This is a genomic window from Streptomyces incarnatus, assembly GCF_001027185.1.
GTDB lineage: Bacteria > Actinomycetota > Actinomycetes > Streptomycetales > Streptomycetaceae > Streptomyces > Streptomyces puniciscabiei.
The window spans coordinates 5,948,671-5,960,952 of sequence record NZ_CP011497.1 but is presented as its reverse complement, the minus strand read 5'-3'; the positions used below and the strand labels follow the sequence as shown (position 1 = coordinate 5,960,952).

Here is a 12,282-nt window from a genome sequence, read left to right as displayed (position 1 = left end):
CCGCGCCCCTTCGGGCGCGCCTTTACCATGCGTTTATGGGGACTCGCCGAACGGGAACATCCGGACGCCGGGTGACGCGGTGTGGTGGTCGTTCACGACGATGACGACCGTGGGGTACGGGGACCACGCGCCGACGACCGGGCTGGGGCGGAAGATCGCCGTCGGGCTGATGCTCTCCGGGATCGCGTTGCCCGGTGTGGTGACCGCGAACATCGCGGCGTGGTTCATCGCGCGGTTCGAGAAGGACGATTGTGGAGGAGCGGCGGCAGACGCAGGCCATCGCCGATCTGACCGAGGAGGTTCGCCTGCTGCGGTCGGAAGTGGCTCGGTTGGCGGACGAGCGGGAGCAGCAGCGGAGTTGACGAGTGCCCTGAAGGGCCGCGGGGCCGGACGTGCGGCTCCGCCGTGTGGGCCCGCTCTGGGCCACGACACGGCGGCACCGGCAGGCGGCCCGCATCCATGGCCGTTGCCGTCGGCTAGAACGGCCCGTGGCCCCACGTCGCCGCGCCCGCCAGGGCGATGACGGCCAGCAACGTGTCGATCGCACCCAGGACCAGCGCCACCAAGGCGGGGATGTCACGGTCGTTGGACCACTTGCGGCCCATGGCCTGCCAGCCGCAGAACATCGCGAGCGGGCCGAGGGCGATACCCAGTGCGAAGAAGCCGGCAACGGCACAGATCGTGCCGATGATCCCGAGCGTCGCACGGTCCGGCCCAGTCCGTTGCCACGTCCGGCGACGTGACCGGGGGTACCCGCGCGTGCCGTGCCCGAAGCCCGCCATCATCAACTCCCTGAGGTCCATGGACAGTTCGGCTTCGGTGTGCGGGTACCCCGGTTCCGTCCGGGCAGACCTGCGCGCGCCACCCCCCTCCGGCAGCGCGCGCCGCGGCCCGCGGCCCTCCCTTGCCCTGCGGAGGACTTGACCCACTGTGACCTGCGGCGCGCGCCCGGTGCGAGCGATCTTTAGCGGAGTCACCCTGATAGGGGAAACTCCGCCGGTGGAGGCCCGGAAGGACAGCCTCAGATGTGGCCCACGCCCGCACCCGACTCGGCGTTCACGCCCCGCTTGGTGAGCAGCGCGACGAGGACGGCGACCGCCGCCACGCCCGCCGCGACCAGGGAGGCGAGGCTCATGCCGGAGATGAAGGTGTGGTGGGCCACCTCGGTGATCTTCGCGGCGATCTGCTCCGGCACGCCCTTCGGCACCGGGGCGACGCCCACCTGGACCGCCTCCGCCGCCTTGTCGAGCTGACCCGGGGTCAGCTGCGGCAGCCCGGCGCCGGTCCAGTTGCCCGGCAGGTCGCTGTCGACCTTGGAGGCCATCACGGCGCCCAGCACGGCCGTACCGAGGCTGCCGCCGATCTGCATGGCCGCCTGCTGGAGGCCACCGGCGACACCGGACAGCTCCATCGGGGCGTTGCCGACGATGACCTCCGTGGCACCGACCATGACCGGTGCCAGGCCGAGGCCGAGCAGCGCGAACCACACCGACATCACGCCGCTGCCGGTGTCCGCCTTGAGCGTCGACATGCCGTACATGGCGATCGCGGTCGCGGCCATGCCGCCGGCCAGCGGGATGCGCGGGCCGAGCTTGGTGATCGCGGCACCGGCGAGCGGCGAGCCGACGATCATCATGCCGGTGAGCGGCAGCAGGTGCAGGCCGGCGTCGATCGGGCTCATGCCGTGGACGTTCTGGAGGTAGAACGTCACGAAGAACAGCCCGCCCATGAACGCTATGGCCATCAGGACCATCAGCACCACGCCCGCCGAGAGCGGGACGGAACGGAACAGGCCCAGCGGGATCAGCGGCTCCTTGACCCTGGTCTCCCAGACGGCGAACACGGCGAAGAGCGCCACGGACGCGGCGATGAAGATCCAGGTCCTGCCGTCGCCCCAGCCCCAGGCCGGGGCCTTGATCAGGGCCCAGACCAGGCAGAACATCGCGCCGGAGAGCAGCGCGATGCCGAGGACGTCGAAGGAGCGCGGGGCGTTCTGCGCACGGTGGTCGAGGAGGATCAGCACGCCCAGGACCAGGGCCAGCGCGCCGACCGGCACGTTGACGAAGAAGACCGACTGCCAGTTGACGTGCTCGACGAGGACGCCGCCGAGGATCGGGCCGCCCGCGGTGGACGCGCCGATCACCATGCCCCAGATGCCGATGGCCATGTTGAGCTTCTCGGCCGGGAAGGTGGCCCGCAGCAGGCCGAGCGCGGCCGGCATCAGCAGCGCGCCGAACAGGCCCTGGAAGACGCGGAAGGTGACGACCGCGGCGATGCTGTGGGACAGGCCGATGGCGCCGGAGGCGGCGGCGAAGCCGGTCACACCGATGAGGAAGGTCTGCCGGTGCCCGAAGCGGTCACCGAGCTTGCCGGCGGTGATCAGGGCGACCGCGAGGGCGAGGAAGTAGCCGTTGGTGATCCACTGGACCTGGGCGAAGGTGGCCCCCAGGTCCTTCTGGATCGCCGGGTTGGCGATCGCCACGATGGTGCCGTCGAGGGCCACCATCATGACGCCGACGGCGACGGTGATCAGGGTGAGCCAGGGATGGCCGCGCAGCCCCGCGGCCGGAGGCGACTCGAGCGGGGCCTGCGGTGCCGCGTCCCCCGGCCCCGTCGCGTCGATGGTGGTCTGACTAGTCATGTGTTCGAGGCTAGTGACAGCCTCTGACAATTGACAAATCATTTCATACGTCAGTAACTGACACCCATGGAAACACTGCGTGAACGCAAGAAACAGCGCACCCGGGAGGCGCTGCTGCGGGCCGCTCTGGAGCTGTTCACGAGCCAGGGATACGAGCACACGACCGTCGACGAGATCGCCGAGGCCGTCGACGTCTCGCAGCGCACCTTCTTCCGTTACTTCGCCGGCAAGGAGGACGCGGCCTTCGCGGTCCAGGCGATGACGGAGGCGCGCTTCGTGGAGGCCGTTCGCGCGCGTCCGCCGCACGAGGCACCGCTGGAGGCGCTGCGGCAGGCGGTCCTGGAGGGCTGGGACGGGATCCGGGAGACCGTCGAGTCGGCCGTCCCGGTCGAGCTGTACCTGCGCATGTACCGGGCGATCGAGTCGACGCCCGCGCTGCTCGCCGCCCATCTGCGCCGCTCGGCCGCCACGGAGGAGACGATCGCGCGCCTGCTGGCCGAGCGCGAGGGGGTGGACGTGGACGCCGACCCGCGACCGCGGCTCGCCGTGGCCGTGTTCGGCGGGGTGATAAGGGTCACCGAACGGCAGTGGTGCACGGGCGACGACTTCAGCCTGGAGGCGATCCGTCAACTCACCGCGTCCTACCTCGATCAGGTGGGTTCGGCACTCACCGGGAACTGGCGCGCGAGCCAAGATCGTTGACAGCCCGTTCGACGTCTGACGAAACGTGATACCTGTCACTCGGTTACCCCGAGACCCTCCCGTTCTCCTAGTGTGTCCTCCCAGTGACTTCCTTCGACACCTCCCCGCAACTGAACGTCTGGCGCGCCCTGCTGGCGCTGGCCGTGGTGTTCGTGATGCTCGCGACGACCGGCTGGACCGCCCTGCACAGCCACCGGGAGTCGACCGCGCTGCAGGCCTCGCTCGACAAGTGGGGGCACGGCAGCATCCACGGCCTCCACCTGCCGGACCCCAAGGCCGCGCCGACCCGGCTCGGCCGTTTCTTCGCCTCCCTCTCCCCCGCGGACCAGGACCGTCTCGCCCGCCGCTACCCGCTCGCGGTCGGCAACATGAACGGCGCCCCGGTCACGCTGCGCTACCGCGCCAACCACATCGCGCTGGAGCAGCAGCTCAGGGTCGAGAAGAAGCGCATGCACGACAGCCGGCTCAGCGCGGCCGGGCAGCAGGACGCGGGCCGCCGTATGCACCGCTACGAGTCCCTGCTGGCCCCGGGCCGCCAGATCCTGGCCTTCGACCCGGAGGGTTCGGGCCGTATCGCCGAGGTGTTCGGGGACCTGGACAAGGCGCGGCGGATCTCGGTCGTCGTGCCCGGCGTCGACACCGATCTGCTCACCTTCCAGAGGACCGACCGCCAGTACACCGCCCCGGTCGGCATGGCCAAGGCGCTGTACGCGGCGGAGCGCGCGCAGAGCCCCACGACCCGTACGGCCGTGATCGCCTGGGCCGACTACACCGCACCCGACGGACTGGGCGTGGACGCGGCCACCGGACTGCGCGCCGGGGAGGGTGCCGTACGGCTCAACGCGCTGCTGGGCGGCCTGCCCGGCCGCGCCCCGGTGGCCATGGTCTGCCACAGCTACGGCTCCGTGGTGTGCGGGGTGGCCGCGCACGCCATGCCGCGCCGGGTGACGGACATAGCCGTGGCCGCGAGCCCCGGCATGCGGGTCTCCAGCGCCTCCCACCTGCGGACCTCGGCGCGGGTGTGGGCCATGCGGGACGCCACCGACTGGATCCAGGACGTGCCGTACCTGGAGCTCGGCGGGCTCGGGCACGGTGCCGATCCGGTGTCCTCGGGGTTCGGTGCGCGCGTGCTGTCGGCCCGGGACGCGCAGGGCCACGCCGGTTATTTCCAGCCGGGCACGGACAGCCTGCGCAACCTCGCCGACGTGGCGGTCGGGGCGTACGACGAGGTGACGTGCGCACGCGAGAACGACCTGTGCCAGGCCGGTGTGCCCGGCACCACCACGGCCGGACGCGCGTAGAAACAGCAGGAAGTGCGGTCTGCGCGGGTGGCGACGGAGGGGCACGTGCCGCATACGATGAGCCGCATGGGTGACGTACTGGCGGGTTTTCATGCCGTCTGGGAGTTCGAGTCCGACTCCGTGCTCATCCGTTACGAACGGGGGATTCGGACACCGAAGCTGTTCCAGGCACTCGGGGAACGGCGGATCCCGCTGTCCGCGGTCGAGGGCCTGACGCTCTCCCCGGGCAGGCGCGGCACCGTCGTGCTGCGGCTGCTGCCGCGCGTCGGCGCCGATCCGCTGATGGAGGCGGCGGCCGGGCAGCTGAAGGAGGGCTCCGATCCGTACCGGCTGGTGCTCCCGGCCGAGCGGGAGACACTCGCCGAGTACTACGCCGACGAACTGAAGGGCCTGCTGACCGAGTCCGGGTCCACCGACCGCCATCTGGTGGCGCCGCCCGGGGCGCCGCTGTCGTTCAAGGCGTACGACGGGAAGGCGAGCTTCGACGGTACGGCCGTGCAGTTCCGCTGGTCGTGGACCGGCGCGTCCTCGGCGAAGTGGAAGGCCGGCGACCAGCGCTTTCCGGTCACGGAGCTGAGCGGGGTGGAGTGGCGGTCGCCGGAGGCGTTCGAGGGGCACCTGCGGCTGGTCAGGCGCTCGGCCGACGCGATGCCGGCCGTGCAGCCCGACCAGGACCCGGCGGCGGTGGTGTTCGGGCTCGGGTACGGCCCGGTGCACGAGTCGCTGCCGTTCGCCGCGGCCGTCCTGGCGGCCGTACGCACGCGGGGGCCGGTACCCGTGGTACCGGCCCCGTCCCGGCGCGACCCCGCCGACATCGCCGAACGGATCCGCCATCTCGGGGAGTTGCACCAGGCCGGGCTGGTCACCGATGAGGAGTTCTCCTCCAAGAAGGCCGAGTTGCTGGCGGAGCTCTGAGCTATTCCCTGCCCGCAGACGTGAACGTCATGTCCGCGTAGCGCTCGCCCGCCACCTTGTCCGCGATCGGCTCCAGCCGGGTCAGTTCCTCGTCCGTCAGGACGATCGCCGTCGCCGCCACGTTCTCCTCCACCCGGCCCGGCCTGCGGGTGCCCGGGATCGGGACGACCGGGAGGGCGTCGAGCGTGGCCCGCTGCTGGACCCAGGCAAGGGCGATCTGGCCGAGGGTGGCGCCGCGGGCCTCGGCGATCGCGCGGATCGGCTCCAGGAGGGCCGCGTTGGCGGCCGCGTTGGCACCGGTGAAGCGGGGCTGGTGGCGGCGGAAGTCGTCGGCCGTGAGCTCCTGTTCGGCGTTGGTGAAGGAGCCGGTGAGGAAGCCGCGGCCGAGCGGCGAGTACGGCACCAGGGCCACGCCCAGCTCCCGCGCGGCCGGTACGACCTTCGCCTCGATGTCCCGGCTGAACAGCGACCACTCCGACTGCACGGCGGCGATCGGGTGCACGGCGTGCGCGGCGCGCAGCTCGTCGGCGGTGACCTCGCTCAGCCCGAGGTGCTTGACCTTGCCCTCGCGGACCAGCTCCGCCATCGTGCCGACGGTCTCCTCGATGGGGACGTCCGGATCGCGGCGGTGCATGTAGGAGAGGTCGATCACATCGACGTCCAGCCGCTTCAGGCTCGCCTCGACCGCCCGGCGGATGTACGGCGCGTCGTTGCGGATGATCCGCTTGGTCGGGTCGTTTTCGGGGATCGACAGGGCGAACTTGGTGGCGATCACCACCTCGTCGCGGTGCGCGGTGAAGAAGGGGGAGAGGAAGCGCTCGTTCTCGCCGGCGCCGTAGGAGTCCGCCGTGTCGTACAGGGTCACGCCCAGCTCCAGCGCCCGCTCCAGCGCGGCGCGCGCCTGGCCGGCATCCGTCGGGCCGTAGGCGAAGCTCATGCCCATGCAGCCGAGGCCCTGTACGCCGACCTCCGGTCCGCCCTCGCCGAGCCGTACCGTCGGCATCCTGGCGTCGGTCATCGCGTGGTCCCCTCCATCGCGTAGAAGCTGATCTTGCGGTCGAGCACGGCGAGCGTGTCCCGCAGTTCGGCGATCCTGTTCAGGACGTCCCGGCGGGTCGACTCCAGCAGTTCCCGGCGTTCGGCGTAGGTGCTCTCGCCCTCCCGGACCAGTTCCGCGTACCGGACCATGTCCGCCACCGGCATGCCGGTCAGCCGCAGCTTGGTCACGAAGTCCAGCCAGTCCAGGTCGCGGTTGCGGTAGCGCCGCTGGCCGGTGTGCGAGCGGTCGACGTGCGGCATCAGGCCGATCCGCTCGTACCAGCGCAGGGTGTGCGCGGTCAGGCCGGTGAACGCGGCGACCTCGCTGATCGTGTAGCGGTCCTCGCCGTCGGGGCGTGGATGGCGTCTGGGCGGGGCGGAGCAGATGTCTGCCGGGGTGGTTCGTGCGGTGTCCGCTGGCGTGGTCTGCATCACCGTCATGGCCCCCACGCTATGGGGTTGGAGTGCACTCCAAGCAAGCGGATCCAGTGAGAAATCCCCGGACGCGGGCCGGGGCGCACGGTTAGCGTGCGGCACATGAGTCTCGTACGCCGGGCCGTGCCCGAGGATGCCATGGAAGTGCTGCGTCTGCGCCAGGTGATGATCGACTCCATGGGGAGCGGGGGAGGCGGCGGGGCGGCGGACTGGCATGCCGAGTCGCTGCCGACACTGCGCGGGCGGCTGGCCGGGCCGGACGGGGACTTCGCCGCCTTCGTCGTGGACCATCCGGACCGGCCGGGGGCGCTGGCCGCGCTGGTGGCCGGGACGCTGGAGTACCGCATCGGGAAGGCCGGCAATCCGCACGGGCGGGTCGGGTACGTCTTCAGCGTCGCGACCGACCCGGACGCCCGGCGCCGCGGGTACGCGCGCGCGTGCATGGAGGAGCTGCTGGCCTGGTTCCGGGAGCGTGGCGCGGGTCACGTCCTGCTGAACGCCTCCCCGCAGGGCGAGCCGCTGTACGCCTCGCTCGGCTTCACCCGTGACCCGGACCCGTCGATGCGGCTGCTGCTGTGAGCCGCATAGGCTCGGCAGCATGTCGTTGAACAGCCTGACGAGCTTGGCGTCGATCGAGAAGTGGCCCGTCCCCACTGCCGCGGCGGGTGTCGTACGAGCCGACGGGACCGTCCTCGGGACGCACGGCCCCGTCGGGCACCGTTTTCCGCTCGCCTCGGTCACCAAGCCGCTGGCCGCGTACGCGGCGCTGGTCGCCTACGAGGAGGGCGCCATCGAGCTGGACGAGCCGGCCGGGCCGCCCGGCTCGACCGTCCGCCACCTCCTCGCGCACACCTCCGGGCTGGCCTTCGACGAGCACCGGGTGACGGCGCCCCCCGGTGAGCGCCGGCTCTACTCCAACGCCGGGTTCGAGCAGCTCGGCGACCACATCGCGAAGGCCGCGGACATGCCGTTCGCCGAGTATCTGCGGCAGGCGGTGCTGGAGCCGCTGGGAATGACGTCGACGACGCTGGAGGGCTCCCCCGCAAAGGACGGCGTGTCCACGGTGGCCGACCTGCTGCGGTTCGCGGCGGAGGTGCAGGCGCCGCGGCTGCTGGATCCGCGGACGGTGGCGGAGGCGATGAGCGTGCAGTACCCGGGGACCAAGGGGGTGCTGCCCGGCTACGGCCACCAGAACCCGAACGACTGGGGTCTGGGCTTCGAGATCCGCAACGCCAAGTCACCCCACTGGACCGGCAGTTCCTCCTCACCCCGTACCTTCGGGCATTTCGGGCAGTCGGGTACGTTCCTGTGGATCGACCCGGACGCCGGGGTGGCGTGCGCCGCGCTCACCGACCGGGCCTTCGGACCCTGGGCGATCGAGGCGTGGCCGGTCTTCACGGACGCGGTGCTGGGGGAGGTCCGCAGCAGCGGTTGATCACTGTCGGCCGTGCAGCACGAGAGGGCAGTCACGGACATCGGGGGAGAATGATGGGCGGTCTCCAAAGCGACGGCCAGTTCCGGCCGTTGGAGAGCGGTGATCCTCAGACGGTGGCGGGCTACCGGCCGGTGGCACGGCTCGGTTCGGGCGGCATGGGCACGGTGTACCTGTCGTACACGCCGGGCGGGCATCCCATCGCGCTCAAGACCATCCGGCCGGAGCTGAGCGAGGACCCCGAGTTCCGCCGCCGGTTCCGGCAGGAGGTCCAGGCCGCACAGCGCGTGCAGGGCCTGTACACGGCGCCGGTCATCGACTACGACACCGAGGGCACCCGGCCGTGGCTGGCCACCGCCTACGTGCCCGGTCCCTCGCTGGCGGCGGCCGTCACGGAGCACGGCCCGCTCCCGGTGTCCACGCTCCTGCTGCTGATCGCGGGCGTGGCGGAGGCGCTGACGGTCATTCACGGCGCGGGCATCGTGCACCGCGACCTCAAGCCGTCCAACGTGCTGCTGGCCGGTGACGGGCCGCGGGTCATCGACTTCGGTATCGCGCGTGCCGCCGACGCCACCGCCCTCACCGGCACCGGTGTCTCCGTCGGCACCCCGGCGTTCATGTCGCCGGAGCAGGCCACCGGGCAGGAGATCACACCGGCGTCGGACGTGTTCGCGCTCGGCCAGGTCGCCGCGTTCGCGGCCCGCGGCTCGGGAGCGTACGGCGACGGGCCCTCGCACGCCGTGCTGTACCGGATCGTCCACGAGGAGCCCGACCTCACCGGCCTGCCCGAGGCCCTGGGGTTCGTCACCCGCTGCCTGGCGAAGGACCCGGCCGACCGCCCCTCCTGCGCGGAGGTCATCGCCCTGTGCCAGGAGGCGTCCCCGGGCGGGCTGCGCCAGTCCGGCGAGTGGCTGCCGGAGGCGATCGGCACCCAGATCACCCGGCGCGTCTCGGCGTCCGCGGCGCTGGCCGCACAGTCCGCCGTCACCACCGGGCCGCCCCAGGGACCGCCCGCGACGGCGCCGGCGACCCAGCTGACCGCCGCCGTACCGGCGCCGCCGCCGACCGCTCCGCTGACCCGGCCCGACCTGGCGACGCCGCACGCCGCACCCACCCTGACCGCGCCGCACACCCCGCCGCCAGCCACGCCTGCGGCGTCGTACCTCCCGCCGGCTCCCCCGGCCGCCGCCCCGCGCGCTCCCTGGCCCGGGGCACAGCCGCAGCCGCGGCGCGGGAGCCGGGCGGGCGTGATCGCCGCTGTGGTCGCGGCGGCGCTGGCCGTCGGCGTGGGCTGCGGCGTGTATCTGAGCAAGGCGCACACCGACACGAAGCGCGGCGGCACGAGCACCTCGGCGAAGGGCTCGGGCGACCACTCCGGCCCGGGTTCGGCCACCGGCTCCAGCGGCCCCTCGACCAGGCCCGACCCCAAGCCGGTCACCTTCAAGGGCATCAACATCCCCAAGGGCTACTGGGTGCGGTTCGCGGACTCGCCGCCGAAGCCGCTCCACGACGAAAACGGCTCCAACGCCCGCTTCGGGGACAGCGCCGACTTCTACTACGACGACGACGCGTTCGTCTCCGACGACCAGACACCCGTCGTCGGCGGCAACAGCAAGAAGGTCGTGCTGCTGAACAACGCGGAGAAGGGCTCGCTGGCGACCTGCCGGGCCGAAACGCGCTACGCCGAGGACATCCACCTCTCGCAACTCAGCACGGGCTCGCAGATCTGCGTGCACACCGTGTCCGGTCACATCGCGGTGGTCACCTACAAGGGGGCCGCACCCCGCAACGGCCCCAGCGACTACATCTCGGTCGACATCACCGTGTGGCGCAACGCGGAGCAGCCCAGCGGCGACCAGTGAACCCTCAGCCGGACAGCTCCCACACCAGCAGCTCGGCCCGTGTCACGCCCACCGCCTCCAGGCCCCGGGCACCGGTGATCCGGGCCGCGTCGCCAGGGCCGAGCGTCTCGCCGGCCAGCCGCACCTCCCCGTGCACGACATGGGCGTACAGACGTTCCGCGTCCGGCACCGCCGTCCGCTCGCCCGCTGCCAGCCGGCGTACGTGGAGCAGGGCGCCCGCGGCCGGCAGGGCGTACGGCGTCGCGTCGGCTATGCCGGGAACGATCGTGTACGACGGCTCGCCACCGGGTTCCAGGGGCGCCAGCCACATCTGGATGAAGGTGAGCGGTGACGGCCCGTCGTTGCGTTCCACGTGCCGGACGCCCGCCGCCGCGCTGAGGTGCTGGACGTCACCGGGGCGGACCTTGGTCTCGTGGCCGGTGGAGTCGCGGTGGGTCAGCTCGCCCTCGACGACCCAGGTGACGATCTCGGTGTGGCTGTGCGGGTGTTCGCCGAAGCCGGCACCGGGCGCGAGCCGCTCCTCGTTGCAGGCGATGATCGCGCCGAAGCGGAGGTTGCCGGGGTCGTAGTGGGGGCCGAAGGAGAAGGCGTGACGCGAGTCGATCCCGGCCTCCGGCTCGCCCCCCGGGTAGCGCTCGTCGGCGCGCCGTACGTCCATCACGGGCACCACCGTAGACCTCACCTGCGACCCGGCGGCACACGGTCCCGGCCCGATAAGGCAGTCTTGTCCCGTGCCCGAACCCGAATCCCGCAGCAGCGAGCGCCACGCCGACCCTCACGCACTCGACGTCCATCCGCACGCCGCGACCCTGAGGCGGCTGGAGAAGTCCTCCGGTTCTCTCGCCGCTCAGGCCATCGCGCGGATGGACGAGTCCCTGCCGTGGTACCGGGCCATGCCCCCGGAGAACCGTTCCTGGATCGGGCTCGTGGCCCAGGCGGGCATCGCCGCCTTCACCGAGTGGTTCCGGCACCCGGACGCCCCCCAGGCGATCTCCACGGACGTGTTCGGCACCGCGCCGCGCGAGCTGACCCGGGCCATCACGCTGCGCCAGACCGTGGAGATGGTGCGGACCACCATCGAGGTCATGGAGTCGGCGATCGACGAGGTGGCCGCGCCCGGTGACGAGAGCGTGCTGCGGGAGGCGCTGCTCGTGTACGCCCGGGAGATCGCCTTCGCCACCGCGCAGGTGTACGCCCAGGCCGCCGAGGCACGCGGTGCCTGGGACGCGCGGCTGGAGTCGCTGGTCGTCAACGCCGTACTGAGCGGGGAGGCGGACGAAGGCGCCGTGAGCCGGGCCGCCGCGCTCGGGTGGAACTCGCCGGAGCACGTGTGTGTCGTGCTCGGGACCGCACCGGACGGTGACAGCGAGCTGACCGTCGAGGCCATCCGGCGGGCCGCCCGGCACGCCAAGCTGCAGGTGCTCACCGGGGTGCTCGGGGACCGGCTCGTCGTCATCGCGGGGGGCAGCCCCAATCCGCTCGCCGTCGCCAAGTCCCTCATCGGGCCCTTCGCCGCCGGGCCGGTCGTCGCGGGGCCGGTCGTACCCGATCTGCTGGCCGCCACGCGGTCCGCGCAGGCCGCCGCCGCGGGCCTGAAGGCGTGTTCGGCCTGGCAGGACGCGCCGCGGCCGGTGCTCGCGGACGATCTGCTGCCGGAGCGCGCGATCGCGGGCGACCCGAGCGCCCGCGAGCAGTTGGTGGAGGAGATCTACAGACCTCTCGAAGAAGCCGGTTCGGCGCTGCTGGAAACACTGAGTGTCTATCTGGAGCAGGCGAGCAGCCTCGAAGGCGCGGCCCGGATGCTCTTCGTTCACCCGAACACCGTGCGCTACCGGCTCCGACGTGTGACTGACGTCACCGGTTGGTCGCCATCGGATGTACGATCCGCGTTCACGCTGCGGATCGCGCTGATCCTGGGGCGTCTGGCCGACGGCGAGTTCCCGGCATAGGTTTTGT

12 protein-coding genes and 1 pseudogene are annotated in these 12,282 nt (G+C 71.9%); 8 read left to right on the top strand and 5 right to left on the bottom strand.

What is annotated here, in order from left to right; genetic code table 11:
• Positions 1-40 precede the first annotated feature (40 nt).
• Positions 41-362: pseudogene (locus ABB07_RS26845) on the top strand (potassium channel family protein); the annotation flags it as partial.
• Between the two features lie 114 nt (positions 363-476).
• Here the strand turns inward: ABB07_RS26845 and ABB07_RS26840 are convergent.
• Both ABB07_RS26840 and ABB07_RS26835 read right to left on the bottom strand, forming a co-directional pair.
• Entirely contained in the window at positions 477-782 is a 306-nt protein-coding gene (locus tag ABB07_RS26840; RefSeq protein WP_055704090.1) for a hypothetical protein, read from the bottom strand.
• A 239-nt stretch (positions 783-1,021) separates the two neighbouring features.
• Positions 1,022-2,641 (bottom strand): MFS transporter, encoded by a 1,620-nt coding sequence (locus ABB07_RS26835; protein WP_208901108.1) that lies wholly within the window; start codon positions 2,639-2,641, stop codon positions 1,022-1,024.
• A gap of 66 nt (positions 2,642-2,707) precedes the next feature.
• Between ABB07_RS26835 and ABB07_RS26830 the strand changes: the two genes are divergently transcribed.
• From ABB07_RS26830 to ABB07_RS26820, 3 genes are all read left to right on the top strand, one after another.
• Positions 2,708-3,343 (top strand): TetR family transcriptional regulator, encoded by a 636-nt coding sequence (locus tag ABB07_RS26830; RefSeq protein ID WP_208901107.1) that lies wholly within the window; start codon positions 2,708-2,710, stop codon positions 3,341-3,343.
• A gap of 83 nt (positions 3,344-3,426) precedes the next feature.
• Positions 3,427-4,644 (top strand): alpha/beta hydrolase, encoded by a 1,218-nt coding sequence (locus ABB07_RS26825; RefSeq protein ID WP_208901106.1) that lies wholly within the window; start codon positions 3,427-3,429, stop codon positions 4,642-4,644.
• A gap of 66 nt (positions 4,645-4,710) precedes the next feature.
• Entirely contained in the window at positions 4,711-5,559 is an 849-nt protein-coding gene (locus ABB07_RS26820) for a DUF4429 domain-containing protein (protein WP_208901105.1), read from the top strand.
• A gap of 1 nt (position 5,560) precedes the next feature.
• Here the strand turns inward: ABB07_RS26820 and ABB07_RS26815 are convergent, their stop codons facing one another.
• Together ABB07_RS26815 and ABB07_RS26810 are read right to left on the bottom strand one after the other, a co-directional pair.
• Complete coding sequence (locus tag ABB07_RS26815) at positions 5,561-6,577, bottom strand: aldo/keto reductase (protein ID WP_208901104.1); 1,017 nt, start codon at positions 6,575-6,577, stop codon at positions 5,561-5,563.
• Positions 6,574-7,038: a MerR family transcriptional regulator gene (locus tag ABB07_RS26810; protein ID WP_208901103.1), complete on the bottom strand. Its 465-nt coding sequence runs from the start codon at positions 7,036-7,038 to the stop codon at positions 6,574-6,576. Before ABB07_RS26810 ends, ABB07_RS26815 begins: the two co-directional genes overlap by 4 nt.
• A 96-nt stretch (positions 7,039-7,134) precedes the next feature.
• On the opposite strand from ABB07_RS26810, the gene ABB07_RS26805 reads away from it, so the two are divergent.
• From ABB07_RS26805 to ABB07_RS26795, 3 genes are read left to right on the top strand one after another with little or no spacing between them, the layout of a single operon-like run.
• Positions 7,135-7,611 carry a GNAT family N-acetyltransferase gene (locus ABB07_RS26805; RefSeq protein WP_208901102.1) on the top strand — a complete coding sequence of 159 codons (477 nt, stop codon included), beginning with the start codon at positions 7,135-7,137 and terminating at the stop codon, positions 7,609-7,611.
• Between the two features lie 19 nt (positions 7,612-7,630).
• A complete protein-coding gene (locus tag ABB07_RS26800) occupies positions 7,631-8,467 on the top strand; it encodes a serine hydrolase domain-containing protein (protein ID WP_208901101.1) in 837 nt (278 codons plus the stop codon).
• Between the two features lie 53 nt (positions 8,468-8,520).
• On the top strand, positions 8,521-10,326 hold the full coding sequence (locus tag ABB07_RS26795) for a serine/threonine-protein kinase (protein WP_208901100.1): 1,806 nt from the start codon (positions 8,521-8,523) through the stop codon (positions 10,324-10,326).
• Positions 10,327-10,330: 4 nt separating this feature from the next.
• Here the strand turns inward: ABB07_RS26795 and ABB07_RS26790 are convergent, their stop codons facing one another.
• Positions 10,331-10,984, bottom strand: a complete 654-nt coding sequence (locus tag ABB07_RS26790; RefSeq protein WP_208903644.1) for a pirin family protein — start codon at positions 10,982-10,984, stop codon at positions 10,331-10,333.
• A gap of 73 nt (positions 10,985-11,057) precedes the next feature.
• Here ABB07_RS26790 and ABB07_RS26785 point away from each other — a divergent pair, with 73 nt between their 5' ends.
• On the top strand, positions 11,058-12,275 hold the full coding sequence (locus ABB07_RS26785) for a PucR family transcriptional regulator (protein ID WP_208901099.1): 1,218 nt from the start codon (positions 11,058-11,060) through the stop codon (positions 12,273-12,275).
• Positions 12,276-12,282 lie beyond the last annotated feature (7 nt).

Excerpts from the sequence above, each read along its gene's own strand:
- ABB07_RS26840 (WP_055704090.1), bottom strand. The coding sequence starts at position 782 with ATGGCGGGCTTCGGGCACGGCACGCGCGGGTACCCCCGGTCACGTCGC.
- ABB07_RS26835 (WP_208901108.1), bottom strand. The coding sequence starts at position 2,641 with ATGACTAGTCAGACCACCATCGACGCGACGGGGCCGGGGGACGCGGCA.
- ABB07_RS26830 (WP_208901107.1), top strand. The coding sequence starts at position 2,708 with ATGGAAACACTGCGTGAACGCAAGAAACAGCGCACCCGGGAGGCGCTG.
- ABB07_RS26820 (WP_208901105.1), top strand. The coding sequence starts at position 4,711 with ATGGGTGACGTACTGGCGGGTTTTCATGCCGTCTGGGAGTTCGAGTCC.
- ABB07_RS26815 (WP_208901104.1), bottom strand. The coding sequence starts at position 6,577 with ATGACCGACGCCAGGATGCCGACGGTACGGCTCGGCGAGGGCGGACCG.
- ABB07_RS26810 (WP_208901103.1), bottom strand. The coding sequence starts at position 7,038 with ATGACGGTGATGCAGACCACGCCAGCGGACACCGCACGAACCACCCCG.
- ABB07_RS26805 (WP_208901102.1), top strand. The coding sequence starts at position 7,135 with ATGAGTCTCGTACGCCGGGCCGTGCCCGAGGATGCCATGGAAGTGCTG.
- ABB07_RS26800 (WP_208901101.1), top strand. The coding sequence starts at position 7,631 with ATGTCGTTGAACAGCCTGACGAGCTTGGCGTCGATCGAGAAGTGGCCC.
- ABB07_RS26795 (WP_208901100.1), top strand. The coding sequence starts at position 8,521 with ATGGGCGGTCTCCAAAGCGACGGCCAGTTCCGGCCGTTGGAGAGCGGT.
- ABB07_RS26790 (WP_208903644.1), bottom strand. The coding sequence starts at position 10,984 with ATGGACGTACGGCGCGCCGACGAGCGCTACCCGGGGGGCGAGCCGGAG.